Source organism: Paenibacillus sp. WC2504 (genome assembly GCF_052682475.1).
Genome location: NZ_JBQZFH010000001.1, coordinates 5,770,961 through 5,795,558, shown reverse-complemented (window position 1 = coordinate 5,795,558; position 24,598 = coordinate 5,770,961). Strand labels below are relative to the sequence as shown.

Annotated in this window: 18 protein-coding genes and 1 pseudogene; 18 read left to right on the top strand and 1 reads right to left on the bottom strand. The window is 43.4% G+C overall.

What is annotated here, in order from left to right; all coding sequences use genetic code 11:
- Nucleotides 1–76: 76 nt before the first annotated feature.
- A pseudogene (locus ACUN27_RS26000) lies at nucleotides 77–340 on the top strand (FtsW/RodA/SpoVE family cell cycle protein); the annotation flags it as partial.
- Nucleotides 341–382: 42 nt separating this feature from the next.
- Here the strand turns inward: ACUN27_RS26000 and ACUN27_RS25995 are convergent.
- On the bottom strand, nucleotides 383–1,102 hold the full coding sequence (locus ACUN27_RS25995; protein ID WP_445559775.1) for a hypothetical protein: 720 nt from the start codon (nucleotides 1,100–1,102) through the stop codon (nucleotides 383–385).
- A 186-nt stretch (nucleotides 1,103–1,288) separates the two neighbouring features.
- Here ACUN27_RS25995 and ACUN27_RS25990 point away from each other — a divergent pair, with 186 nt between their 5' ends.
- The 17 genes from ACUN27_RS25990 (at nucleotide 1,289) to ACUN27_RS25910 (ending at nucleotide 24,573) form a co-directional block, all read left to right on the top strand.
- Nucleotides 1,289–2,371: a GerAB/ArcD/ProY family transporter gene (locus ACUN27_RS25990; RefSeq protein ID WP_315954665.1), complete on the top strand. Its 1,083-nt coding sequence runs from the start codon at nucleotides 1,289–1,291 to the stop codon at nucleotides 2,369–2,371.
- Nucleotides 2,368–3,774 (top strand): spore germination protein, encoded by a 1,407-nt coding sequence (locus tag ACUN27_RS25985; RefSeq protein ID WP_315954664.1) that lies wholly within the window; start codon nucleotides 2,368–2,370, stop codon nucleotides 3,772–3,774. The genes ACUN27_RS25990 and ACUN27_RS25985 overlap by 4 nt, the downstream gene beginning before the upstream one ends.
- Entirely contained in the window at nucleotides 3,771–4,877 is a 1,107-nt protein-coding gene (locus ACUN27_RS25980; protein ID WP_315954663.1) for a Ger(x)C family spore germination protein, read from the top strand. The genes ACUN27_RS25985 and ACUN27_RS25980 overlap by 4 nt, the downstream gene beginning before the upstream one ends.
- Before the next feature lie 192 nt (nucleotides 4,878–5,069).
- Nucleotides 5,070–6,017 carry an ABC transporter permease gene (locus tag ACUN27_RS25975; protein WP_315954662.1) on the top strand — a complete coding sequence of 316 codons (948 nt, stop codon included), beginning with the start codon at nucleotides 5,070–5,072 and terminating at the stop codon, nucleotides 6,015–6,017.
- A gap of 13 nt (nucleotides 6,018–6,030) precedes the next feature.
- Nucleotides 6,031–6,900 (top strand): carbohydrate ABC transporter permease, encoded by an 870-nt coding sequence (locus ACUN27_RS25970; RefSeq protein ID WP_315954661.1) that lies wholly within the window; start codon nucleotides 6,031–6,033, stop codon nucleotides 6,898–6,900.
- A 72-nt stretch (nucleotides 6,901–6,972) separates the two neighbouring features.
- The gene (locus tag ACUN27_RS25965) at nucleotides 6,973–8,559 is read left to right on the top strand and encodes an extracellular solute-binding protein (protein WP_445559774.1); all 1,587 of its coding nucleotides are present in this window, start codon (nucleotides 6,973–6,975) and stop codon (nucleotides 8,557–8,559) included.
- Nucleotides 8,560–8,647: 88 nt separating this feature from the next.
- Nucleotides 8,648–10,393, top strand: a complete 1,746-nt coding sequence (locus ACUN27_RS25960) for a sensor histidine kinase (protein ID WP_315954659.1) — start codon at nucleotides 8,648–8,650, stop codon at nucleotides 10,391–10,393.
- A complete protein-coding gene (locus ACUN27_RS25955; protein ID WP_315954658.1) occupies nucleotides 10,390–12,009 on the top strand; it encodes a response regulator in 1,620 nt (539 codons plus the stop codon). The genes ACUN27_RS25960 and ACUN27_RS25955 overlap by 4 nt, the downstream gene beginning before the upstream one ends.
- Before the next feature lie 100 nt (nucleotides 12,010–12,109).
- On the top strand, nucleotides 12,110–14,335 hold the full coding sequence (locus tag ACUN27_RS25950) for an FAD-dependent oxidoreductase (RefSeq protein ID WP_445559773.1): 2,226 nt from the start codon (nucleotides 12,110–12,112) through the stop codon (nucleotides 14,333–14,335).
- A gap of 7 nt (nucleotides 14,336–14,342) precedes the next feature.
- Nucleotides 14,343–15,551 carry a GDSL-type esterase/lipase family protein gene (locus ACUN27_RS25945; protein WP_445559772.1) on the top strand — a complete coding sequence of 403 codons (1,209 nt, stop codon included), beginning with the start codon at nucleotides 14,343–14,345 and terminating at the stop codon, nucleotides 15,549–15,551.
- A gap of 103 nt (nucleotides 15,552–15,654) precedes the next feature.
- Nucleotides 15,655–16,290, top strand: coding sequence for a golvesin C-terminal-like domain-containing protein (locus ACUN27_RS25940; RefSeq protein WP_445559771.1), 636 nt, complete (start codon nucleotides 15,655–15,657; stop codon nucleotides 16,288–16,290).
- A gap of 193 nt (nucleotides 16,291–16,483) precedes the next feature.
- The gene (locus ACUN27_RS25935) at nucleotides 16,484–18,220 is read left to right on the top strand and encodes a sensor histidine kinase (RefSeq protein ID WP_445559770.1); all 1,737 of its coding nucleotides are present in this window, start codon (nucleotides 16,484–16,486) and stop codon (nucleotides 18,218–18,220) included.
- Nucleotides 18,221–18,222: 2 nt separating this feature from the next.
- A complete protein-coding gene (locus ACUN27_RS25930) occupies nucleotides 18,223–19,533 on the top strand; it encodes a response regulator transcription factor (protein WP_445559769.1) in 1,311 nt (436 codons plus the stop codon).
- Between the two features lie 136 nt (nucleotides 19,534–19,669).
- Nucleotides 19,670–21,388: an extracellular solute-binding protein gene (locus tag ACUN27_RS25925; protein WP_326063311.1), complete on the top strand. Its 1,719-nt coding sequence runs from the start codon at nucleotides 19,670–19,672 to the stop codon at nucleotides 21,386–21,388.
- Nucleotides 21,389–21,475: 87 nt separating this feature from the next.
- Nucleotides 21,476–22,366, top strand: a complete 891-nt coding sequence (locus ACUN27_RS25920) for an ABC transporter permease (RefSeq protein WP_315954651.1) — start codon at nucleotides 21,476–21,478, stop codon at nucleotides 22,364–22,366.
- An 18-nt stretch (nucleotides 22,367–22,384) separates the two neighbouring features.
- Nucleotides 22,385–23,275: a carbohydrate ABC transporter permease gene (locus ACUN27_RS25915; protein ID WP_445559768.1), complete on the top strand. Its 891-nt coding sequence runs from the start codon at nucleotides 22,385–22,387 to the stop codon at nucleotides 23,273–23,275.
- Between the two features lie 32 nt (nucleotides 23,276–23,307).
- On the top strand, nucleotides 23,308–24,573 hold the full coding sequence (locus ACUN27_RS25910; RefSeq protein ID WP_445559767.1) for a Gfo/Idh/MocA family protein: 1,266 nt from the start codon (nucleotides 23,308–23,310) through the stop codon (nucleotides 24,571–24,573).
- Nucleotides 24,574–24,598 lie beyond the last annotated feature (25 nt).

Below are 24,598 nucleotides of genomic sequence, written 5' to 3'. Positions count from 1 at the left end.
GTTGGGCCGATTGCCTCTAGTGCAGATAAATATGATCTTCTAATATGATATCCGACGATTCAGCTGCACCTAACGGTTGCTCTTCCTTTATTTTGTTCTCATTTATCGAATGATCACTATCGCACTTAGCATTCGCAGCCAAACAGGTATTTACATCATTGGTGGGATTTCCGCTATGTTTTTGTTTCAGGTTTTCGAAAACATCGGGATGCTGATGGGTATCATGCCGATTACGGGAATCACTCTTCCTTTTATCAGCTATGGAGGCACCTCGCTGTTGATTAACATGGTATCAGTAGGCTTTGTTCTAAGTATAAAAATCTATGATGAAAGATATTGAAGATATTAACGTTTCCAGGAACTATATTAATAAACATTAAGGCTATGACTGCAAGCCATAAACCATGGTCCAGATTGGAATTTGATCGCCTGGATTCATCTCATTGTACACATTGCCGGACCAAGGTGTGCCGCAGATGTGCAGATAGGCGTAAGGTGTGCCATCGAACATCACCCAGGCGCCTGCATCTCTGACTGTGTTGGGCAGTCCGGCATTCTTGGCGTCAAAAGGCCAAATGATCATCCAGTGCGGACCAATCGGGATTGGCGTGCTTGTGGTATCAAACGGATCGGTGTTGCTATGCTGCGTGGCACCGCACAGCATATAGATGAGGCCAGGAGCCATATTCGTGGGTTGCGGCTTCTTGGCCTTGAGATCCATTATCCATTGCAGTCCCATTGGATCGGCGCACATCGGGGGATTGCCGATCTGATTCTCATCCCCGGGAAAGCATATCCAATGATTGGTGCCTTGGCGTAGGATGATTAGTCTTCCATCCGCACTCATTTCCGCAACGGTTGCATCTTTGGTAATGTGCCGTGGGCCAGAGAGCATCGCCCTCGCTATCTTAATGGCGAGGGCTTGTTCCTGTTTCGATGCAGGGACCGATTGTCCAGGCGGCATCATGGCAATTGCGCTGTAGCTGTAAGATCCAGAGGCTCCTTCTCCAATTGAAGCATTAGGTGTGGAACTAATTTTTACTTTCTTCGCTGCTTGCGTTCGGGACTCCACTACAGATGAATTTCTCCTTCGCTTAGCCATTTATTTCCCCTCCAATTTTAATTATTCATTTACACCGCGAAAAGACCTATCAGCATTCTATGCTGTCATTTCTTAAGAAATGTAATTCATGTTGTACGGGATTATCAAGGAGAGTTTTTGAAAGTGATATCCATTTGGAATGGAAAAATATGTTGTGGGAAATTATATGGTCAGGAGGTGAATTAGATGTCGACGTTTACCAATCCCAAGATCAGTCCCTTACATGGTTATATTTTATGTATGAGCGGAATTTTTTCTTTGGCCCAAATTTCAGGAGCAATCATTTTAATAGAGGAAGCAAAACGCGATGCGTTTGTCAGCAGCATTGTAGGATGCTTAGTATGTTTTTTATTTATTATTGGGATTTATCGAATTGTAAATAAACTGGCGCCTAACCAATCCTTTCTCCAACTGCTAGAACTTAAAATGGGGAGTTTCATTGCTTGGGGAGTGAGAAGTTGGATTGCCTTTTACTTGTTCTGTGAGCTTTTTATTGTCCACAAAAATATTGTGACATGGGTCAAATCCATGATTTTACCCTTTACGCCTATTTGGGCGATATCCTTGCCCTTACTGCTCGTTTGTGCCTATTTAGCAGTGAAAGGTATCAAACCCATCGCGATCTCATTTTCCGTGCTATTCCCGATTCTCGCGACACTGATCTTGTTTATGACCTTATTTACTTTTAAGAATAGGCATATGGAACTTCTGCTGCCTTTAATAAGCGAGGGGGCACGGCCTATCTTTGAAGGGGCTGTAACGACCTTCAGGTACGGTATGGAATTGTTTCTGTTGTTATTATTATCACCTCATATACAAGGTAATTTCAAATGGAAGCACTTTGTAGTGCTGTTCTTTGTTATTTCGATTTTTATCATCAATGCTGTTGTCAGTATGTTGACGATATTCGGCCCCTACGAAGCAGAAAAACAGCGGTTTCCTCTCTTTACTCAGTGGCGGCTGGTTAGAATTAGCAGTTTCGTTGAACATCTTGATTTTTTATCCATGTACCAGTGGCTTAGTACTAGCGCTATTCACATCAGTTTAGGGATGTTTTTATTCAGTGATTTACTAACTTCCAAGCAGCAGCATAAAAAAATAGCGATCATCTTATTTACAACTGTCTTATTTATCCTTGCACAGTTTCAAATCAACGATAGTGATTTTCTAGCTTTCACGAAGTTCTATTTCTATCCTCTATCTACATTGTCTATTCTTTGCTGGATGATAATTGCTTACCTTTCAACAAGAAAGAAAGGTGTAACATGAACATTAGAAATGCAAAAGAAGCGGATTTCAGAGCGATTTTTTCTTCCTGCTATGACGTGAAATTTCAAAAGCGCGGCGCTGCACAGGTCATTTATTGCGAAGGTATGGTGGATAGTAAACAGCTAAATGAAAATATACTTCCACGGATATCAGAATTGATTCAAAACGATGTGTTGAAGCTTCTAGACGACAGTGTCGAACTCAGTCAGATTGAGCAGAGTGTATTCTCAGGGAATGTGTTGATCTATTTTATCCATGAGAATGAAAGTTGCACCATGTATGAAATAAATATTGCCAACCCGCCAAAGCGCCAAACGGAAGAATCCATCAGCGAAATATCGATTCGCGGACCGCGTGATGGATTTACGGAAGAAGTGATCACCAATGTCGCCCTTATTCGTAAACGAATGAAAAGCACTTCGCTTCAATATGAGCACTTCATTGTGGGCAAAAGAGGGAACGCAGGTCTAGCGATTCTATATATCAAGGATATTATCAACCCTGAGTTTGTTACGGAAGTGAAGCGTCGCATTGCCCAAATCGATGTGGACACGATTATTGGGTGTGCGCAGCTGGAGGAATATTTAAGTGATTCGAGTGACTCCATCTTTCCGTTAGTGGATTCAATAGGAAGACCTGACTTTGCAGCAGAAGCGCTGTTGCGCGGCAGATTTGTTATCCTCGTCGACGGATCTCCAATGGCAATCATCGGTCCATCTAGTCTTACAGAGCTATTAAAATCTCCTGAAGATGTTCATTCCGCTTACTATTACACGATTTTACAACGCATCTTACGTCTAGTCGGTTTAGTGACGGCTATGTTTCTCCCTGGATTCTATATTTCATTAACTTGCTATAATATCGACCAAATTCCTTTCCCATTGCTGGCAACCATTTCTGTTGCACGAATTGGTATTCCCTATTCAGCGACGATTGAGAACCTGTTGATTTTGGGATTATTCGAATTGTTTCGCGAAGCCGGCATTCGTCTGCCGAAACCGGTTGGACAGACGGTAACGGTCGTCGGAGGACTTATCATTGGGGATGCTGCGATTCGTTCTGGACTTGCTTCATCCGCCCTGCTCATGGTGACTGCAGCGACAGCTGTTGCATCGTTTACGCTGGTCAATCAATCCTTAACAGGTACCGTCACCCTTATTAGAATCTATATGCTGATCATCTCTTCATTTTTGGGGATATACGGATTTTTTATCGGCATGATTTCAATGGTGGCTTACACCTCTACACTAACATCTTTTGGTATATCTTACTGGTCTCCAATTGCTGAACTCAATATAAGAGCGTCTATAATAGCGCTATTCAACAGGCCTTTCAAATCCAAAAGCAAAAGACCGAGCGCATTACAAACGACTGATTCTACATCACAAGGGGAAAGACAATGAAACCTGTGGTACTCCTCGTTACGATTTGTTGTATGTTGTGTGTCTCCGGTTGTTGGGACAATAAGAATATTCAAGATTTGCTTTACGTTTCTGCTATAGGGGTTGATCACAAAGATAATCTTTATGAAGTGTACATTCAAACGGTATCTTTCAGTAATGTAGCTAAGGCGGAAAATGCAGGAGGAGGGAGCGGGCCGCACGTGTATGTTGGAAAAGGAAAAGGGAAAACCCTCTCTTTGGCATTAGGCAATCTTTACGATACGGTTCAAAGAAGGTTATATTGGAGTCATGTTCGTGCCTATCTGTTTACCGAAAACGCGATTAAAGCTGGGGGTGACGAATACTTTGATAATTTAAAGAGATATCGGGAATTCAGGTACACCCCATGGATATTCGGCACAAAGGAGTCTATTGAGGAAATTTTTAAAACCCCCTCATTTTTTCAAATGTCTCCAATTACGAACATTCTTAGCGAGCCGGAAGATAATTATCGTCAGAAATCGTTCATTAAACCTCTACTTGCGCAAGAATATCAAATTCATCTGAATGAGCCAGGAGATACGGCTATCGTCCCTACCTTAACTATTGATAAAAACGCATGGCAGACCGAGGAGAAATCCGAGAATAAATTGAAAATAAATGGCGTGTTTGTCGTTCGGAAAAACGACTTTCAAGGATGGATAGCCGATACTCAACTTAAGGGACTAAGATGGATGGAGAAAGCGACATCAAGAACATCAGTTGGTGTACAATCTGCAACTGTTTCTCTTGAAAAACCTAAGTCCAAGATATCAATCACGATGCAAGGTGTTAAAACGATTTTCAATATAGAAGTTACAGTAAAAGGCAACATTGTTGAATTACTTGACAGTCATCAATCCGAACAAGAAATTGAAAAAGAAGTAGAAGAGAAAATTAAAGAAGAACTCCGATCGACATTTGAGGAAGGGTTACATCTCGAGGCTGATATATACAATTTTAGAAATACGATGTTTAAAAAAAGGTTCAAAAATTGGCAAGATGTCAAGCTTACTTCCTCATCGCTAAATCGAATTGATGTTCGAGTTAAGCTCCAACATACCGGTGAGCTGAAGAAGATATAACATTCAAAGATCAGGGAGCATCACGCCGCGTGGCTGATGCTCCCTTTTTTTTCTACACTGAAGAGCAGAGTAACCTAACAACTTGGCTTATTCTGAGGTACTTAATATCTTATAAGAAATTCTTGAAATTACAGAAATTTATCCGTTGGGCGGGTGCTATTATACAAATATAAATAAAGACGAGGTGATGATATGCAAGCGAAAATGACAGCGGACGCCATTCCCCTCCCCAGAAAGCGGAATTCATGGATAAGAACGTTACAGAAGTACAAAGTGTTGTATGCTCTCTTATTCCCGGCATTAATTTACTTTGCCGTATTCAAATATATTCCCATGGCGGGAATCGTGATTGCCTTCAAAAACTATAACCTAGCCTTGGGACTATGGGACAGCCCATGGGTGGGATTAAAGAATTTCAAGGATTTTATCAATGGCGTTTATTTCTGGGACATCATGAGAAATACGATTATCATATCGCTGTATAAGTTATTGTTCGGTTTCTCCGCTCCCATCGTACTTGCCCTGCTTCTCAATGAAGTTTATACCCAATGGTTTAAAAAAATCGTGCAAACGATTACGTATTTGCCCCATTTTCTATCATGGGTCATTGTTTATGGACTGATGGTGGCCTTATTAGCCCCAGGAGATGGCCTTTTTAACATGATTTTAAAGCAAAATGGTGTTGGGCCGATTTCTTTTCTAACGGAACCTGCCTGGGGGAGACTGCTGATCATCTTATCTGAAATATGGAAGGATATTGGCTGGGGAGCGATATTGTATCTCGCCGCATTGGCAGGAATTGATCCAAGCTTATATGAAGCAGCTCGAATGGATGGCGCTTCCAAGTGGAGACAGCTATGGCATGTCACATTACCCGGCATTCGAGGCGTTATTATTCTGATGCTGATCCTTAAATTAAGCCATATTTTGGATGCTGGATTTGACCAAATATTCATGTTTGCGAACAGCTTTAACCAAGAGAAGATCGACATTATTGACACATGGGTATACCGTGAAGGGTTAGAGCGGCTGAAGATTGGCTTGGCTACTGCTGTGGGATTGTTTAAAGCTATCATCGGATTTGGATTAGTTTTGGCTGCGAATAAGGTCGCCAAGAAATTCGATGGGCAAATTTGGTGAGGTGGTTTTTAAAATGATCAACATGACAGTCGGGGAAAAAGTATGGCAAGCAGCCGTTTATATAATTCTAATTGTACTATCCCTACTTTGCTTACTCCCCTTTTTATATGTGGTTGCTGTTTCAGTGACGCCAGAATCGGAAGTAGTAAGAAGAGGAATTGTGATTATACCTGAAACCATTACTTTACTAGCCTACAAAGAAGTATTCATTTCTCATGGGATAGGGCAAGCGTATAAAATCACGTTGTTTCGAACGATTGTAGGTACTGCACTAAATGTGCTTTTTACGATCATAGCGGCATATCCGTTATCCAAAAAATATTTGCCGGGACGCAGCACATTTTTAATATTCATTGTGTTTACCATGATGTTTGGTGGAGGGTTAATTCCAACCTATTTGTTAATCCGTTCTCTGGGATTGCTAAACAGTCCGTGGGTATTAATTATTCCACATCTCATTAGTGCTTTTAATCTGGTAATCATTAAAGGTTTTTTCGAGCAATTGCCTGCTGAAATCGAGGAATCGGCAAGGGTCGATGGCGCAAGCGAACTTCAGTCGCTATGGAGAATTATTTTACCCCTGTCCTTGCCCGTCCTTGCCACGATTTCCTTATTTTATGCCGTAGGGCATTGGAACAGTTATTTCGATGCGATTGTTTACTTGAATGATTCGAACTTAATGCCGCTGCAAGTTGTCTTGCGTAACATTTTGCTTAACATCGCAACACAAAGTTCTGAATCGATGGCCAATGCTGGAACGGTTAGCAAGTTCGCCGTGCAAATGGCTGCTGTTGTTGTGACTACGGTTCCGATCTTGATCGTTTATCCATTTATGCAAAAGCATTTTACAAAGGGTGTACTCTTGGGATCGATTAAAGGTTAAAAAAACAATTACTACCTAGGTTGTTAAGGAAAAAGCGTGATATTATATATACAAGCAAAAGGAGAGGTCAATATGCAACTTAAGAAGGTTTCATTTACGGTTCTGGCTGCTATCGTAGGGCTAGGAGCGCTATTGTCAGGTTGTGCGGACAAAGAAGAAGTTAAGCCAGGAGCTTCGAGCAGCTCTCAATCCGAATCTAACAAGTTCGCGACCAAAATGAAAATTTCAATGTTTAACCAAGGTACTTTCAATGCTGCCGCACCGATACCTCCACGTGAAGAAGATATTCAACGTCAAATGTTGGAGAAGGCGGTGAACATCGACTTGGATATGATGGTTCCCCAAGCTGGGCAAGCAACAACCAAGCTGAACACGCTCATTGCAGGCGGGGATATTCCAGATCTGATTTTCTTGAAAAGTCGAGCCGATCTCGCGCAATATTATGATCAAGGTGTTCTTGCGGATCTGACGCCTTACTTGGATCAATTTCCTGAACTGCAGAAGCGTTTCGGTAAAGACTCTTGGGATGCGACGTCATATCTGGGAAAAACCATTGGCGTTCCGGGTTATGATAATGTAAACGGGATCAGTCGAAGCTTCTTTATCCGCAACGATTGGTTGAAAAAGCTGAATATGAAAGTGCCGACAACTCCTGATGAGCTGTTCGAAGTAATGAAAGCCTTTACAGAGAAAGACCCGGACGGAAACGGCAAAAACGATACGTACGGATTCATAGGCGGTATGAATAAAGAAGGCAATCTACAAACCTACGGCTTCGATAGCCTAATGTGGATGTTTGGCGTTAATCCGCCTTCAGCCATTGAAGTGAAAGACAATAAACCCGTATTCCTTTTTATCGATCCCAAAATGAAAGAGGCACTCGCTTACATCAATAAAATGATGACAGCGAAAGTTGTCGACCCCGACTGGGTGACGATGACTACACCAGATTTGTTAGACCAAAAGTTATTTAAAGGTAAAGTTGGCTTCATGATTAGAGATGCCCGCAGATTGGAACCGGATTATCAGCAGAAGATGAAAGAAATTGGCGGAGAGATTCCGGAATGGATCGTCATTCCGCCAATGAAAGGGCCTTACGGTGATCAAATCGTGGAGAGAAAATCGTTCCAAGGCAATTCATGGGCGATTTCCAAAAAAGCGGGCAAGGACAAAATCATTCGGATCTTGTCTATGCTGGAATACCTCTTTACGGACAAAGAAGCTTATCCGAATTTTGCATACGGAATTAAAGGGATTCATTGGGATGTCGTAGACGGTAAGATCAAAAATAAAACCTCTGAACTTTCCAAAGAAATAAAAGAAAAGTACCTATGGGTCGATCATTATAGAATGCCGCGTCGAGGCGATGATGCCGAGTACATCAGCTTCCAGAATCCGAAGACGGCAGAAGCGTTCACGAACAATCAGCAATATGTAGGTCCTACTTTACCCGGAAATTTATTGACTGCAGACCCTAGTGATACATTGGCAACGGACCGAACTCGTTTCATTAATGAAAGTTTGGTCAAATTTATGTCGGGCAAAGACCCTCTGACGAACTGGGATCAATTCCTCAAAACATTGGATACCAAGTTTGATATGCAAACCTATAAGGATACAGCAGTTAAGCAATTTAAAGAAGCAGGCTTAATCAAGTAAATAAACAAAGAGAGTGGCGATAAATAGCCCCTCTCTTTGTTGTCCTATGCTATGCTTAGTTTAATCCGGATTTAAAAGGAAGATGGCCATGCGAAGAAGAATCAGCTTGCCTTTAAAACTATTTTTGATTGTGTTTGCCTTTGTATTAAGCTGCATCATCTTGATAAGTCAATTGTCCTATCGCTATGTTCAAAAGGAAATAAGAACCAACGATATTTATTACACGAACCAAATATTGGACAAAGTTGACCAGTATTTGACGGTTAATTTTTCTTCGTTCCAGACGATCTTGTTCTCGGTTGAAACATCGGTGAAAGCAAACATTGACAATACGGAAGTAATTAAAAAGCAATTAAGAGAGTTATATGAACTTAACAGTAATTATGTCAGTAACATTTACTTGATCAAAAGTGATTTATCCATTCTAGGCGGAAGTACGACTACGCGGATTTTTGATGAGCCTTTATCGGACAGAGAACCTTTGTTTGATGCGGCCGACAAGAACAGACGAACTACATTTGTCAGTGATCCTTACAAATCTAAGTATTCCGGCTGGACCGTTACGATGGTTCGATATCTGAACGGCTCTCCTTTTCCTATGGCCATTGCCGTAGATTTGGATCTAAATGCCATTGAAGAAACCCTGTTTAAGATTAACAAAAAAGAACAAATGAATCTGGCTCTGATCACCTCATCGGGCAAAATCATTGCTGGATTTTCGGAAAATAGAGGACCCCTCAGTATTCAAGATCATACGTTTTCAATCGGGGAAACGTCGGCGGAACAAATTCTTAATACGTCGGGAACAAGCCTTCAACTGCATACAAAAGAGGGCTTGCCTGTCTCTATTCTGAAGAAACCGACGGAGAAATTCAATTGGTCCATCATTTCGATTAATGATGAATCTCGTCTGGAAGCTGCACTGTCCAGATTGGAGAAGTATTACATCGTGCTTTTAGTTGCAGGTCTTCTCTTAAGTTTGTTCATTTCTTTTTTTATTGCCAAATATATCAGGAATCCGCTCTATGCGCTCAAAACAAAAATGAAGCGGGTAGAACAAGGTGATCTGACAACGACAGTTACCATCAAGCGAAACGATGAATTTGGCGACCTTTCCCGTGCCTTCGACCGAATGCTGCAGCAAATTGTGGAACTGATTCGGCGAGGAGAGCTTCATAATGAACTGGAGCGGAAGCTGGAAATCCAAGTGCTGCAATCTCAAATAAACCCTCATTTTCTGTATAATACGCTTGGAGCTATCAGTAATGTCATACACCTTGGACAAATAGAAAAAGTAGATGTGGTGATAGGGTCTCTCATTTCATCATTGGAATACGGGATCACCGACGCTTCGGAGAAGGTTTCACTACGTCAGGAGTTGCAAAATGTATCGGACTATATCGCGATTCAGAACATCCGATATAACAGGCACTTTCATTTGATTGAGCATATCGAAGATGGGTTAATGGACTTTCCGGTTTTTCGAATGCTGCTGCAGCCCATTGTAGAGAATAGTATCTTCCATGGCTATAACGGAGGGGAAATCGAAGGTTCGATTACGATTCATGCATACAGGAAAGGCGACATCGTCATGATAGAGGTCATTGATCAAGGCGAGGGAATTCCAGCAGATAAAATAAAGCATATTTTAACTGCAGAACCGAGTGATCTGGAAGTAAAAAGGAAAAGAATCGGGTTACATAATATTCATGGTCGAATAAGACTTCATTATGGGGAGCAGTTCGGGCTCCAAATCATAAGCATACCGAAGGAAAAAACCTGTGTCCGCGCCGTATTCCCGGTAGATTTATTCAAAGGAGGTGTATGTGGGTGAGAGATTACACTTGCTTCATCGTTGACGATGAAGATCTAATCATGCAACGATTGGAACTATTTTTTAGCGAGCTCTCTCCTAAGGAACGCCGATTCCAGTTAGTGGGAAAAGCGATGAATGGGCAGAAGGGGATAGAGGAAATCTTAAAGCTAAAACCGGATATCGTCATAACCGACATCGTGATGCCGCGAATGGATGGGATCTCCATGATTGAGCAATTAAAGCCGGAGCTGCCTCATACCCAATTCATTCTTTTGACCGCCTATTCGTCATTTGAATACGCACAGCGAGCTATTCATGCCAATGTATTGGATTACATTGTTAAGGTTCCGTTAAATGAAGCAAGTTTGGATAGAGCTTTGAATAAGGCAGCTGGCATTTTGGATGAGATTAAGAGGAAAGAAGAGGAATTTCAATCTTTAAACGTATCTATTCTTGAAAATAAATATAGAGTTCGCAAGCAATTTTTTAACGAGCTGATCAGGGGCGAAATACCTTCTCATCGGGCATCACATTTCGTGGATAGCATGCAGTTCCATTTCTTTCAAGCTAACTATTGCTGTTTCATTGTTGAAATGAATCAATATGAAAGTTTTCGAAATGAATATTCAGCGGTTGACCAAAACATCTTGAAATATGCAATTACGAATGTCATCGAAGAAACGGTGATGAATTGTGGCAACGGTGTGGCTACGGATCTATCCGATAATCGTTTTATTGGCTTTCTTTCCTGGGAGCACAATCGTAGCAGCATGGATACGGAATATGCTTGTCAAACGTTAGGGAATCAAATCGTCTCCCATATCCATCAGTATTTGAATCAAAGGGTATCAGTAGCTTTTGGCAGTCCGCATCGAGGTTGGGAGTCTATCAAACAAGCTTACACGGAAGCTCAGAATGTCAGTGAGGATTTCTATTATCATGCAGATAAAGTAGTCAAAACACCGACGCATCGGTTCCATTACCGTAATGACAGTAGAGATGGCTTTCAGCAGAAACTGGCTGATTTCCTTGTGTGGGTGCAAAGACAGGCTGCCAAAGAAGAGCTGGAGAAAGAATTTGCTGTTTTATACCAATTTGTTACGGATCATAAAATCCATAAGTCCATCATGGCTCCTATGCTTAGAGACTTCTACAGAGACATTACGGCGAAATTTAGATCGGGGAGCACGCTGAACACGGATGTAGCGGAGTTTCCCATCGAATTTATGGCATTTCGGGAGCAACTTGCCTATATTAGCGACTTTACGTTCGAATATGTACACGCTGGTCAATTAGTACATCGGACAGAAATTATGGGAGCCATTCGATTTATTGAGAAAAATTTGAAACAGCGTTTGACATTGGAGGCTATTGCCGAGGATGTGAACTTGGCGCCATCGTATTTCAGCAGCCTATTTAAAAAAACAATGAACGAAGGCGTTATTAGCTATATCAACCGCAAAAAAATACAACTGGCTCTCGAGTTATTAAATGTTCAGGATTATTCTTTATTGGAATTGTGCGAGGAAGTAGGCATTGTCAATGAAGGGTATTTTTGCAAACTGTTTAAAGAGTATACGGGTGATACACCTAAGCAATATCGGATAAAAATAACACGGTATGAATCCAAATAAGTTTGCAAGAAAATGTATGAATTTTTCGCGAAATCATGTAAAAAAATGAGGTTTAAAAGGACTACCATGATAGATGTATCTTATCATGGAGGTTATCAAAATGGAGCTAATTAAAGCGGATGTGACCGTCGTTGGCGGAGGAATTGCTGGACTATGCGCCGCCATTGCTGCCGCTCGTCAAGGGCTGCAAGTTTCACTTATCAATGATCGGCCGGTTCTTGGGGGAAATGCCAGCAGCGAAGTTAGGGTTCATATCAACGGGTCGGCTTATCTCGGCAAAAGTCCTTCCTATTATGCGCGTGAGGGCGGGTTGGTGGAAGAGCTCAAGTTGAAAATTTTCCACTATAATCCGTTATATAACAAAAAGCTTATGCTTTCGATTTCGGATACGGTCTTGTTGGATATGGTTTATGATGAGCCTAACATTTCTCTATTTCTGAATACATGCGTGCATGAAACGGGAATGGAGAATGGCAGAATCAAGTGGGTGGAAGGCCTTCAATTGGCTTCTGAAAGGAAATTCCGGTTTGAAAGCCGAACCTACATCGATTGTTCCGGAGACGGAGTTGTCGGATATCAGGCAGGTGCTCTCTTTCGATGGGGAAGAGAAGCGAAGCATGAGTACAAGGAGGACCTGGCTCCTGAAGTGGCGGATCACTACACCATGGGAGACACAATCCTATTCCAAGCCCGCGATGTAGAGTATCATGTTCCGTACAAGAGGCCTGGCTTTGCGTATGATATTACGAAGTTGCCCTTTTTCGATAGTATCAGAAAAGGCTTGAACCATCGGGCTTTTCCTAGAAAAATCAACGGGCTCGGCGGATTGTGGTGGCTGGAATACGGCGGGCATATGGATGTTATTACAAACAATGAAGACATTGCTCTAGAGCTGCGGAAATTGGTTTACGGGATTTGGGATTATATCAAAAATAGCGGTCAATTTGATGATGTGGACAATCTCATCTTGGATTATGTGTGCCCGATTCCGGGAAAACGGGAATCCAGGCGATTTATTGGGAATTACATGTTATCGCAGAACGATCTTACAATGAAGCCGCATTTCGAAGATGCTGTATCCGTTGGGGGCTGGTATATGGATTTACATGCTGCTAAGGGCATCTACGATGAGGGGCCGGCAACAGCGTGGAACTTCGTGCCGGGCTTATACAATATTCCGTTCCGTAGTTTATTTTCGCAAAATATACCTAACCTCATGTTCGCTGGTCGCAATATAAGTGCTACTCATGTTGCTTTCGGATCGACAAGGGTAATGGCAACTTGCGGCTGCATGGGGCAGGCAGTTGGAACCGCGGCTTCGTTATGCTTGAAATATCAGGTAGACCCCGTAGACATCGCCCGAGCTCATATGGGGGAGCTGCAGGCGCTGCTGCTTCGAGACGGACAAACGATCGTAGGGCTTAAAGAGGAGCTGGATCCTTACTTCGCTGATGGATTACATATTCGTTCCTCGTCTCAGCGCAGCTATGACAATGTTCATCCAACCGAAGCGATTCCCTTGGAGCAAGGGTTATGTTTGGTCTTGCCGATTCAGACATCCGAGGCGGAAAGCGTACGGGTCAAAATTAAAAATAGTTCCGAACATTCGGAAACGTTGTTTGTAAAGTTGTTTGGTGGAGATCGGAAGGAAAACTATATGCCCACCAGCGCGTTGAAAGACTACAGCTTGGCTATTGCAGCCGGTTATGACGATTGGATTACGTTAAACTTGGGCTGCACGAAGCCGGCGGACGACAAAATCTACATTGTGCTGGAAGGTACAGAGAGGCTTGCCGTATACGGTAATGAAGAGAAAATAACAGGAGCAGTCAGCTTCCATTATAAGCCGGAAGAGCCGTCTCGGCTGAAGAAATTCAACAAGAGCATTTGCTTTAAGGACCTGCTGCCATACCAGGATATGTATAACCCCGAAAATGTCATCAATGGCTACTCCAGACCTTATGGTCTGCCGAACGTCTGGATTTCTAAATGTACGGAAGGGCAGGAGTGGTTGGAATTCTGTTTTGCCAGTCCTAAAAATCTGGATGAAATCCATCTTGTTTTTAATTCACAACTGGACTTGGAGCATTTTGACGATCCGATTGAGTCCCTGATCCAGGACTATGATATGACCTTAACCTTAGAAGACGAAACCGTAAGGAAAATTGATATCCGTGGAAATTATCTCACGTTGAATAAACATAAAGTGGATTTGAAAGGTGTAACCCGAATCCGGATTCATTTCTCTGCAACGCACGGTTCGCCTTATCATGAAGTATTTGCTGTGAAATTGTTTGCTCCCAAAACAATAAGTGAGGTCAGGTGAAGTCGCGATGAAGGAATTATTCTCTCGAAGAGGGTTACCTAATATCATTCAGAAGTTGAAAAATGGGGAAAAGGTTACAATCGTTTATTTTGGCGGCAGTAATACGCGTTCTGAAGGATATAGAGTCATGACGACGGATTGGCTTCGGGGACAATATCCCAACGCGGATATCCGCTCTGTGAATGCAGGCATTGACGGAACTGGATCTGATTTGGGCTGCGCCCGTTTGGAGACGGATGTGCTTCGTCATGAGCCTGATCTCGTGTTTGTGGAGTTTGTCGGTAACGATGGCGGAGTCCCAGAGTCCAAGGCGCGGATTGAAGGAATTGTTCGTCAAATTCGCAAGCGGAGCCGGTTTATAGATATCCTGTTCGTTTATACGTTGAAGGAACGGGATGTCGTAGGATTTCAGTCGGGGGAATACCAGAAGGGAGCTCTTATGCAAGAGGAAGTGGCTGATTATTACGGTATTCCTTCGATTCATCTGGGTGTATCGGTCAGTCGCTTGGTGTTGGATGGAAAGCTTGTTTTCACGGCAAGATCAGGAGAGTCCTTTCCCGGGGTCGTTGTTTTTACGCATGATGCGATCCATCCGTTAATTCCCGAAGGGCACCGGATTTACACGGATACGATCACTCGGTCATTTGAGCGGATTCGTGAACTTGGGGTTAATTCGGGTAGTTTTGAACATAACCTGCCTCAGAACCCCCTGGTTCCAGCCAATCCATGGGAGTACGCCGCAATGTTGTCGCTGGAAGGATATGCCCATTTATCGGAAGGATGGTCCTATCTTACCGGTGATGATTTCGCTTTGGCCCGTGAGTATAATTGGTTGTTTCCCGGTCTTTGGCGAGCAGTCGATCCTGGAGAGGCTATCACGGTGCAGTTCCAAGGCACTCACATCGGGTTGTTCGATATTGGGGGACCTGATTCCGGCAGGCTGAAGGTGACTGTGGATGGCGGGGAATCGTTCCTTGTCGACAGATTCACACCGTATAACGACCATAATCGGAATCAGTATGTTTTCTTACCGGAGCTTCCGAATGGGAACCATACGGTTCGCTTTGAAATCGATAACGAGAAGACAGATAAAGCAGCCGTGTTTGAGGCATCCGGCAATGAACGAAGTAAAGAGCATGTTCAGCAGCATCTGGATTGGTACAACCAAACGGTGATCCAGCTTGGGAAATTGTTGGTGGTGCAGCCGTTATTATAGCGGGGGCTCCGAGACGGTTACCGTTGATGAGTCGGCGGCCATCTTGTCGAACCAGGACGAACTGCAGATGACTCGAGCTGCTTAACTGCGTGTAACCGGTTATTTGGATAACGGTCTGATCAGTGATCTGGCACATGCCAATGTGCAATATTTTGTTGATAGAACCGATCTTGCTGAAGTGGACAGCAGCGGTTTGTTAACCCTACAAAGCCTAGATGGAGCCACAGACCATATCACGGTGTGGGCCACTGTTACGATGGATGGAGTGACCTTAACAACAACAACATTGGCTATAACAATTAAGGATCTGACGGTTATCGTCGACAGCACGGATACGACCGGGTTATACACGACGGAAGGGTCTTGGAGCCAAAGTAATTTAGCCGGCTACAAAATTGGTGTTAAGTCTCGTTATTCTACTGTTCAAGGATCATCGGCGACTTGGAAGGCCCAGTTACCAGCAGGGAAATATACGGTCTCCATTTACAAGATTGTCCATACAACAGCAAACGATAATCATGTCAAAGTGGAAGTGAAACATCAGTCCGTTACAGAGGTCATGTATATCGATGCAACAGTCGGCACATCGAGTTGGGTTAATCTTGGAACGTTTGACTTTACAGGGGACGGCAGCGAGTATGTTCGTTTAACTAGAGAGACTCCGACTACAGTAGATCCGCCAACCCTTCCTGCTGATATGATTTATACGAGGGTTGATGCAGTCAATTTCGAACGGTAATCCTTCAGGCCAATTAAACAAAAACCGAAAGAATGAGTATTGATCTCAGTCTTTCGGTTTTTTTGTTATTTAATTAGCTCTCCATAATATGAAACCGTTGGCTTCTTCATTTTCGCTTGGCTGTTGATAGATACATGAAAACGTATGATAATGAAAGACATACATTTCTTAACAATAATGCTGGGGGTATGGTATGAAGCTGCAGGCTGCTGGCAGATCCAGATGGCTCGTTTATCAGAAGATTGTTATCGTGTTTATCGTGTTGCTTATTCCTTTGGTCGTCATGAATATAGGAGTGAATTACAAAGGGCTAGCTTTTGTTAAGGATGAAATATCCGAATCGGCGGTTGCCGGCGCGTCCTTTTATTCGAAGCAGCTTGATAATGAGTTATATTTTATTCGGAACCAACAGCTGCTGTTCATGAACAATCGCGATCTGCAGAAGCTCAGTTTTGTAGGCGGCACGATTGAGAATTTTGAAGAGGTCCAACTAATCGATCAAGTGAAAGACAGCCTGCTTACGCTGCAAAGCTCAAGCGATTATGTGGTCGATGCAGGGGTGTATATCAAGTCAGTGGGCAAAATGATATCCATGATGAATGGCGTCGAGAATACGCCGAATGATACATTTAGGATGATCTCCACGTTAATGGAAACCACGCCAAAGCCTTCTTTTTATAGACTCGGAGATCGTATGTTATTTATTGAAAGCGAAAACAATTCAGGCATAATGTCTTATATTGAAATTTCTAAAAGTAAGCTATTGGCGGCCATGAACCAAATTGCGGCTCTGTACCAGAAGTCAGCAGTTCTGCTGGGAGAGGGGAAACGGGGAAGTATACTCTCTACTACAAAAGACACGGATGTTATCCCTACGGTGCTGTCGCTTGTTGAGGAACAGAGTGAACGAAATGCGAACAAACCCATCATTCAGAAAATAAATGGCACAAGCTATTTCATCACGCACAGTCAAGTCAGTTCATTAAATTTGTCGCTGGTTATGTATGTCAATCAGAATGAACTGACAAGCAAGCTGAGTCAGTTTACTACTTGGTTTTACGCGATCTTCGCTATCACCATTACGGTCCTTCTTCTTTATTCCTTCTCGATCCACTTCATGATTCATAAACCGCTTTCTAAGCTGACCAAGGCGTTTCAGATGATTGAAACAGATAATTTGAATTTGAGTATTGAGTCAAAGCGAAAAGATGAGTTCCATTATTTATTTAACAGCTTTAACCGGATGGCGTATCGATTGAAGCGCTCGATCGAGGAAAATTATGAACAGAAAATCGCTCTTCAGCATTCTGAATTGAAGCAGCTGCAATCACAGATTAACCCGCATTTTCTATATAACAGTTTCTTTAATATTTACATGATGTGTAAAACGGGGGATTCAGATACCGCTGCTGAGCTTTCGCAGAAGCTTGGGAGCTACTATCAGTACATCACAAGGAGCGGCTCCGATGAGGTGCCTTTATTTAAGGAGTATCGACATGCGCTCGATTATTGCGAAATTCAGTGTATCCGGTTTTCCAATCGCATCCGTTATGAATATGCAGAAATGACGGATCCCATACAGTCGGTACTGGTACCTCGACTGATTATTCAACCCATTGTAGAGAATGTCTTCGAGCATGCTTTTGAAGACGGAACGATGCAGGGAATCGTCTACCTCTGTGTTGACTACCGGGAGCAAGGCATACGTGTTACGGTGGAAGATAACGGGAAGTCGCTAACGGACGAGAAGCTTGAGCAATTGCGCACCAAACTTGCGAACAGTGCAGAACAAAAAGAGAAGACGGGAATGACGAATGTAAACGTCAGACTTCAACTGAAGTATGGGGCGGGCAGTGGTGTATTCGTCTCCCGCAGCCAACACGGAGGCTTGCAAGTAGATCTGATAATAAACTTCACCAAGGAGACATGATCATGTACCGATTGCTTATTGTGGATGACGAGCCGGCTATTGTAAATGGTCTGGCACTACTTTTTCAGGAAAAAGCGGATTTCGAGCTTGAGGTTTGCAAAGCCTACTCGGCAAGAGAAGCACTCGAAATCGCTAGAAAAACGAAGCTTGATGTCGTAGTTAGCGATATTCGAATGCCCCAGAAGAGCGGTCTGCAGCTAATGAACGATATTGTGTATTATTGGCCTTCTTGCCGGATTATTTTGTTGACTGGTTACAGTGAATTTGACTACGTCTACGAAGCCATGCGTAAGAATGTGGAGAACTATATTCTGAAGACAGAAGGTATCGAACCGATTTTTCAGGCTGTTAAGAGGGCTATCGATAAATTAGAACAAGAAAATCACCATAGCATGTTGGAGGAAAAAGCACTGATGCACGCTCAATTCGCTGAGCCACTGCTCAAGAAAGAAATGCTGGAAGCTTTGCTGCTAGGTGAGCCGGTGACTTCGCTTCTTACGAATGCTCGATACGCAGAGATGGAGTTTCGGGTGAAGATAGAGCAGCCAGCCTTTTTTATAGCAGGGCAGATTAACCGTCTGGAGGAGCAATCTCCCTCCCATAAATCGAAGCTGCTGCATGCGGTGCAACAGATCTTCGATACTCATCTACCGGTATCCATTCATGGCGAACAAGCGATTTATGATGCGAACACACTTGTTTGGCTGCTTCAACCGGATCATGAATTAATAGCCCGGTTCACGGTAGAGGAACATGAAGTGGACTGGCAGGGCATTGTTGGTTATATGAAAAGTATTCTGGAAGCGGTGCAGAATGACTGCGAAGAGAATTTGAATATTTCCGTCTCGTTTGCGCTGTCAGGAAATTTAGTGAAGGAGTGGGAGCATCTTCATGAGCAAGTAGAGGCTGCCCGTACGAGTATCCTCAAAAGATTTCAGCTGGGACAAGAGATGGTTGTTCTTGATCTGGGCATGAAGGCAGAGATGATGTCATCTCAAATGCTGTTGATTGAACAAATTCATCACTATATCCAGAATCATCTTTCGGGCGATTTGTCGCTTACGGCCATAGCAGCAGAGGTACACTTTAATCCCTCTTATTTATCCCGCTATTATAAACAAATTACAGGCCGCAATCTGATGGAATATATTCAATCGACCAAGCTGGAATTAGCGATAGCCATGATGGCCAATCCGCAGATGAAATTGAACGAGATCGCATCCAAGTTAGGTTTCGATTCGCCTTCTTATTTCACGACTTTTTTCAAGAAAATGACGGGCACCTCACCTCAAGAGTTTCGCAATTTACATTAAGTAAAACAATAAGTAAATAAAGTTAAAGCAATGTAAAAGAATTGAAATTGTTTGCTTTCTCCGTTTACCTTTACAATAAAAACGTAGGGAAACAAATGAAAAACCTATTGCTAATCATAAAGGGGGAAAGCGTTTTATGAAAAGTAATCCAAGAGTGAAGCTGCTTCTGATAGGAGGGATGGCCCTCTCGCTGTTGGCCGCCTGCAGCAATCAAGTTGGCGACAAACCGAGTTCTCCTGCGCAAGCGACAGCTGGCACAAGTACTGGTTCTGCGCAAGATCCGTTAGGCAAGTACGCTGAGCCCATAACGGTTACACAAGTACTCGGATTCAACCCGCCGGAAGATCCGAGAACACAGCAGGGGATTACACCTGATAAGAACGCCTATTTTAAAGATTTAAAAGAGATGACGAATATCGAGGTTAAATATAAATGGACTGTACCTTCAAGTCAGTTTGAGCAAAAATTTGCTCTATCCATGGCTTCAGGAGATCTGCCCGATATTTTGGAACTCGATCAGAAAAATTATGAGAAGTTAAAGAAACAGGGCATGCTTGCTGATTTGACGGAAGCTTACAAACAGTACGCGTCCCCTGCGCTCAAAAAGTATATGGAGTCGGACGGCGGATTCGCCATGAAAACGTTCAGCTCAGAAGGCAAGCAGCTTGGTATTCCTGCTTTCGAAGATCCTTTCCTTTCAACGCAGCTGCTTTGGATTCGCAAGGACTGGTTGGACAATCTGAAGCTTCAGCCACCCAAATCGATTGATGAGCTTGAGAAAGTCGCTGAAGCTTTTGTTAAAGGCGACCCGGACAAGAATGGGAAAAACGATACCTATGGAATCGCGATGCAAAAGAACTTTTTCTTCTGGGGATTTGATGTTAGGGGCTTATTTAACGGGTTCGGAGCTTACCCTTCTGTCGGCGATAATCAGTCCGCTTGGATTAAAGGCGCAGATGGCAAGTTAGTGCCGGGACTTATTCAACCTGAAGTAAAGAATGCACTGGCTAGAATGCAGTCTTGGTATCAAAAAGGCATCTTCGATAAAGAGTTTGCCCTGAAGGATGAGAATAAAGCGGTAGAAGATATCACGGCCGGCAAAGTAGGTATATCCTACGGCGAATGGTGGTACCCGAACTGGCCGCTTAACTTGAACGTGGACAAAGATCCAAATGCAAATTGGATCGCGCTTCAAATCCCTTCACTGGATGGAAAACCTGGGAAGTCACTTGTTCCGACATTGCGCAGCAATAAAGTATTTGCAGTGAATAAGAATGCGAAAAATCCGGAAGCTGCTATTAAAATGATCAATTTCTACATTGAAATGGGTAAAAAGAAATACATCGAAAAGAATAAAGCGGAAAATGGTTATGTCTATAACTGGTTCAATCCGAGAATCTACAATCCGGCTCAGATCGATACGATCTACACGGAAGTCAACAAAGCTCTCGATGCCAAACAAAATGAGATTACGCTCGATGACGAAAATTACAAAAACGTAGCGGACGTCTTCAAAGCGACGCAGGACTTCCTCGCTAACAATACGACGAATGCAAGCAAAGGCGTCAATTGGGGCCAGTACTACAGTCGTGCAGCCAAAGAAGGCGGCTGGGGGCTGACGCGTCAGATTCGCGAAAATAAAGCGTTCGTTAACAACGAGTTCTACAGTGTCCCTACCCCGACGCAAGTTGAAAAAGGCGGCCAGTTGGATAAGTTAATGTCGGAATCATTTACAAAGATTGTGTTAGGCGGTTCGCTTGACGAGTTCGATAAGTTTGTAACCAGTTGGAAGACGCTGGGCGGCGACCAAATTACGAAAGAAGTTAATGAGTGGTATAGCACGGTAAAAAAATAAACAAGTTGAAATAGCGGGGGGAGTTACGGGTCAATAACTTCTCCCGCTCTATTTCTACACACCGAGGAAAGGGAGGGGCATTCCACTATGCGAACATTACGTAGAGATTTCCCGCTGCATCTCATGCTAGTGCCGGGAGTGATCTTGACGCTTATATATGCTTACGGTCCAATGGCTGGCATTATTATGGCTTTCCAAAATTTTGAGCCGTTGTCTGGATTTTTTAAGTCTAAATGGGTCGGGTTTGACAACTTTACCTATGTGTTTCATTTGCCGGATTTCAATCAAGTTCTATGGAATACCCTTCTGATCTCCCTATTCAAAATGATTTTATTTTTGCTTGTGCCTCTTATCCTTGCGCTGCTGTTGAATGAAATCACGAAAAAATGGTTCTCGGGCTTGATTCAATCGAGTATTTTTCTGCCCTTCTTTCTGTCATGGACGGTACTGGGGGGCGTCATTATTGAATTGTTCTCCTTAAATGGACCCGTTAACGGTTTGATATCGCTGATGGGTTTAAAGCCAATCTTGTTTATGCTGAACAACGATTGGTTCAGGGGAATTATCATAGGCTCAGATGTCTGGAAAGGGATGGGCTATAACATGATCATCATGTTGGCTGCTATCACGGGCATTAATATGAGTCTCTACGAAGCAGCCGAGGTCGATGGGGGAGGAAAATGGAAGCAAATGCTTCACATTACGCTGCCGGGTATTGCGCCGATGCTTATTTTACTGGGCGTATTGAGTTTAGGAAATATTTTAAATGCTGGTTTCGAGCAAATCTTACTCATGTATAACCCGACTGTGTATCAGGGCTCAGATATTATCGATACATTCGTATACCGGCTTGGGATGTTCAGTCAGCAATTCGGGCCTGCAGCAGCAGTCGGCTTATTTAAGTCTATCATTTCTTTAGGATTGGTTTCTATTTCTTACTATGCTGCCTACAAATACAACAATTACAGAATATTTTAGACAATTGGAGGATGTAGTGTGGTCTATAAGCAATCGTTAAGCAGGAAGCTTTTTGTCGTGTTCAATGTGCTGTTGCTAACTCTAATCACCGTACTGGGTATCATACCTTTTGTGCATTTGCTATCCGTTTCACTTAGTTCGAACACGGCAGCAATGGCTGGCGAAGTGAAACTTTGGCCTGTCGGCTTTTCTTGGGATGCGTATGTCTATCTGGGTGAAAAGGTGGAATTTTTCCGGTCCTTGTGGGTATCCGTGAAGCGGGTTGCGCTCGGCAGTGTAGTGAATATGCTGCTTGTGTTCATTACGGCGTATCCTCTTTCCAAATCGCAAGATCAGTTTGCATGTCGAACACCTTATGTTTGGTTTTTTGCCGTTACCATGTTTTTTGGCGGAGGACTTATCCCGACGTATATCATTGTGAAAAATACAGGGATTATGGATTCGATCTGGGCGCTTATTTTACCAGGCGCATTAAATGTTTGGAATATGATTCTCATGCTGAACTTTTTCAGAACGATTCCCAAAGAAATGGAAGAAGCGGCAACGATTGACGGAGCCGGCCATTGGAAGATGCTATGGCAGATTTACTTGCCAGTTTCGCTCCCTTCCATCGCTACGATCGGGTTGTTTACCATTGTTGGCCATTGGAATGCTTGGTTCGACGGCATCCTTTATATGAATTCGCCTGAAAATTACCCGCTGCAAACGTATCTTTCTACCCTGATTACAGCGATGAGTTCGCAGATGACAGCAGTTTCTGCCGAGCAATTGAAAGCAATGGAGAATCTTAGCGAGAAGACACTGCGGACAGCACAAATTTTTATGGGAGCTTTGCCGATTATGGTTGTCTATCCTTTTGCTCAAAAATACTTCGTTAAAGGCATGACGGTCGGCAGTGTTAAAGAGTAAATGAATAGTTGTTCAAAGGAGACATGTGGCAGATGAAAAAGGTGAAAGTTGCGTTAATTGGAGCAGGTTTAAGAGGTGTTAATTATTTGGAATACGCCTTGCAGCATCCGCATGAACTTGAGGTCACCGCTGTAGCTGAACCTAATAAGGAGCGCAGAGAGAATTTTAAAGTAAGGCATGGTTTACAGGAAGACATGTGTTTCACGAGCTGGGACGATCTATTTGCAGCGCCAAAGCTGGCGGATGCTGTACTGATCTGTACGCAGGATAAGCAGCACTATGAACCAACGATTAAAGCTTTGAAGGCAGGTTATCACGTTCTTTTGGAAAAGCCGATGTCTCCTGATGCGCAGGAATGCGTGTTGATGGGAGAGATCGCCACTCAATCAAATCGCGTTTTTTCCATTTGCCATGTTTTAAGGTATACGAACTTTTTTTCCACGATCAAAGGGTTGTTAGAAAGCGGTTCCATCGGGAATCTTATGTCGATTACCCATAATGAAAATGTGGGCTATTGGCATCAGGCCCATAGCTTCGTACGAGGAAATTGGCGCAGAAAAGAGGACTCCAGCCCGATGATTCTGGCCAAATCGTGCCATGACTTGGACATCCTGCTATGGTTAGCAGGCTCGGATTGTGTACGTGTATCTTCCTTCGGTTCTTTATCCCATTTTACTTCCGATCAGGCGCCGGCGGGTGCGCCGCTTCGCTGCCTGGATGGCTGCCCGGTTACGGACGACTGTCTGTACTATGCGCCTAAACAGTATTTGACGGATAATACGCATTGGCCTACGTCTGCGATTAGCGATGATCTCAGCTATGAGGCTCGCTTGAAAGCGCTGCAGGAAGGGCCTTATGGCCGCTGCGTGTATCACTGTGATAATGATGTCGTTGACCATCAAGTGGTGAATTTAGAATTCGCAAACGGCGCAACGGCTGCATTCACGATGAGTGCGTTCACCAAGGACGTTAGCCGAACCATCAAGCTCATGGGCACGAAGGGCGAAATTCGCGGTTCGCTGGAGAAGCAAGAAATAGAAGTGATTCATTTCGGCAGCGGGAAAGTGGAGCGAATTACCTTCGAGAATGCCGGGGGCCATGTTGGACACGGTGGCGGAGACACAGGTTTGATCAAAGATTTCCTCAAGCTGGTTCGAGAGGACGGCAGCAGCCAGGGCCTTACGGCAGCCTATCATTCCGTACAAAGCCATATGATGGCATTTGCCGCTGAGCAGGCGCGAGTGGAACACAGCGTTATTGATTTGAAAGCTTTTGTTGAGTCAATAAAGGTCCAATGACCGATTAAGCAAAATAGGTATTGGA

Excerpts from the sequence above, each read along its gene's own strand:
- ACUN27_RS25935 (WP_445559770.1), top strand. The coding sequence starts at position 16,484 with ATGAAGCTGCAGGCTGCTGGCAGATCCAGATGGCTCGTTTATCAGAAG.
- ACUN27_RS25950 (WP_445559773.1), top strand. The coding sequence starts at position 12,110 with ATGGAGCTAATTAAAGCGGATGTGACCGTCGTTGGCGGAGGAATTGCT.
- ACUN27_RS25960 (WP_315954659.1), top strand. The coding sequence starts at position 8,648 with ATGCGAAGAAGAATCAGCTTGCCTTTAAAACTATTTTTGATTGTGTTT.
- ACUN27_RS25920 (WP_315954651.1), top strand. The coding sequence starts at position 21,476 with ATGCGAACATTACGTAGAGATTTCCCGCTGCATCTCATGCTAGTGCCG.
- ACUN27_RS25945 (WP_445559772.1), top strand. The coding sequence starts at position 14,343 with ATGAAGGAATTATTCTCTCGAAGAGGGTTACCTAATATCATTCAGAAG.
- ACUN27_RS25995 (WP_445559775.1), bottom strand. The coding sequence starts at position 1,102 with ATGGCTAAGCGAAGGAGAAATTCATCTGTAGTGGAGTCCCGAACGCAA.
- ACUN27_RS25965 (WP_445559774.1), top strand. The coding sequence starts at position 6,973 with ATGCAACTTAAGAAGGTTTCATTTACGGTTCTGGCTGCTATCGTAGGG.
- ACUN27_RS25990 (WP_315954665.1), top strand. The coding sequence starts at position 1,289 with ATGTCGACGTTTACCAATCCCAAGATCAGTCCCTTACATGGTTATATT.
- ACUN27_RS25970 (WP_315954661.1), top strand. The coding sequence starts at position 6,031 with ATGATCAACATGACAGTCGGGGAAAAAGTATGGCAAGCAGCCGTTTAT.
- ACUN27_RS25985 (WP_315954664.1), top strand. The coding sequence starts at position 2,368 with ATGAACATTAGAAATGCAAAAGAAGCGGATTTCAGAGCGATTTTTTCT.
- ACUN27_RS25925 (WP_326063311.1), top strand. The coding sequence starts at position 19,670 with ATGAAAAGTAATCCAAGAGTGAAGCTGCTTCTGATAGGAGGGATGGCC.
- ACUN27_RS25930 (WP_445559769.1), top strand. The coding sequence starts at position 18,223 with ATGTACCGATTGCTTATTGTGGATGACGAGCCGGCTATTGTAAATGGT.
- ACUN27_RS25910 (WP_445559767.1), top strand. The coding sequence starts at position 23,308 with ATGAAAAAGGTGAAAGTTGCGTTAATTGGAGCAGGTTTAAGAGGTGTT.
- ACUN27_RS25975 (WP_315954662.1), top strand. The coding sequence starts at position 5,070 with ATGCAAGCGAAAATGACAGCGGACGCCATTCCCCTCCCCAGAAAGCGG.
- ACUN27_RS25980 (WP_315954663.1), top strand. The coding sequence starts at position 3,771 with ATGAAACCTGTGGTACTCCTCGTTACGATTTGTTGTATGTTGTGTGTC.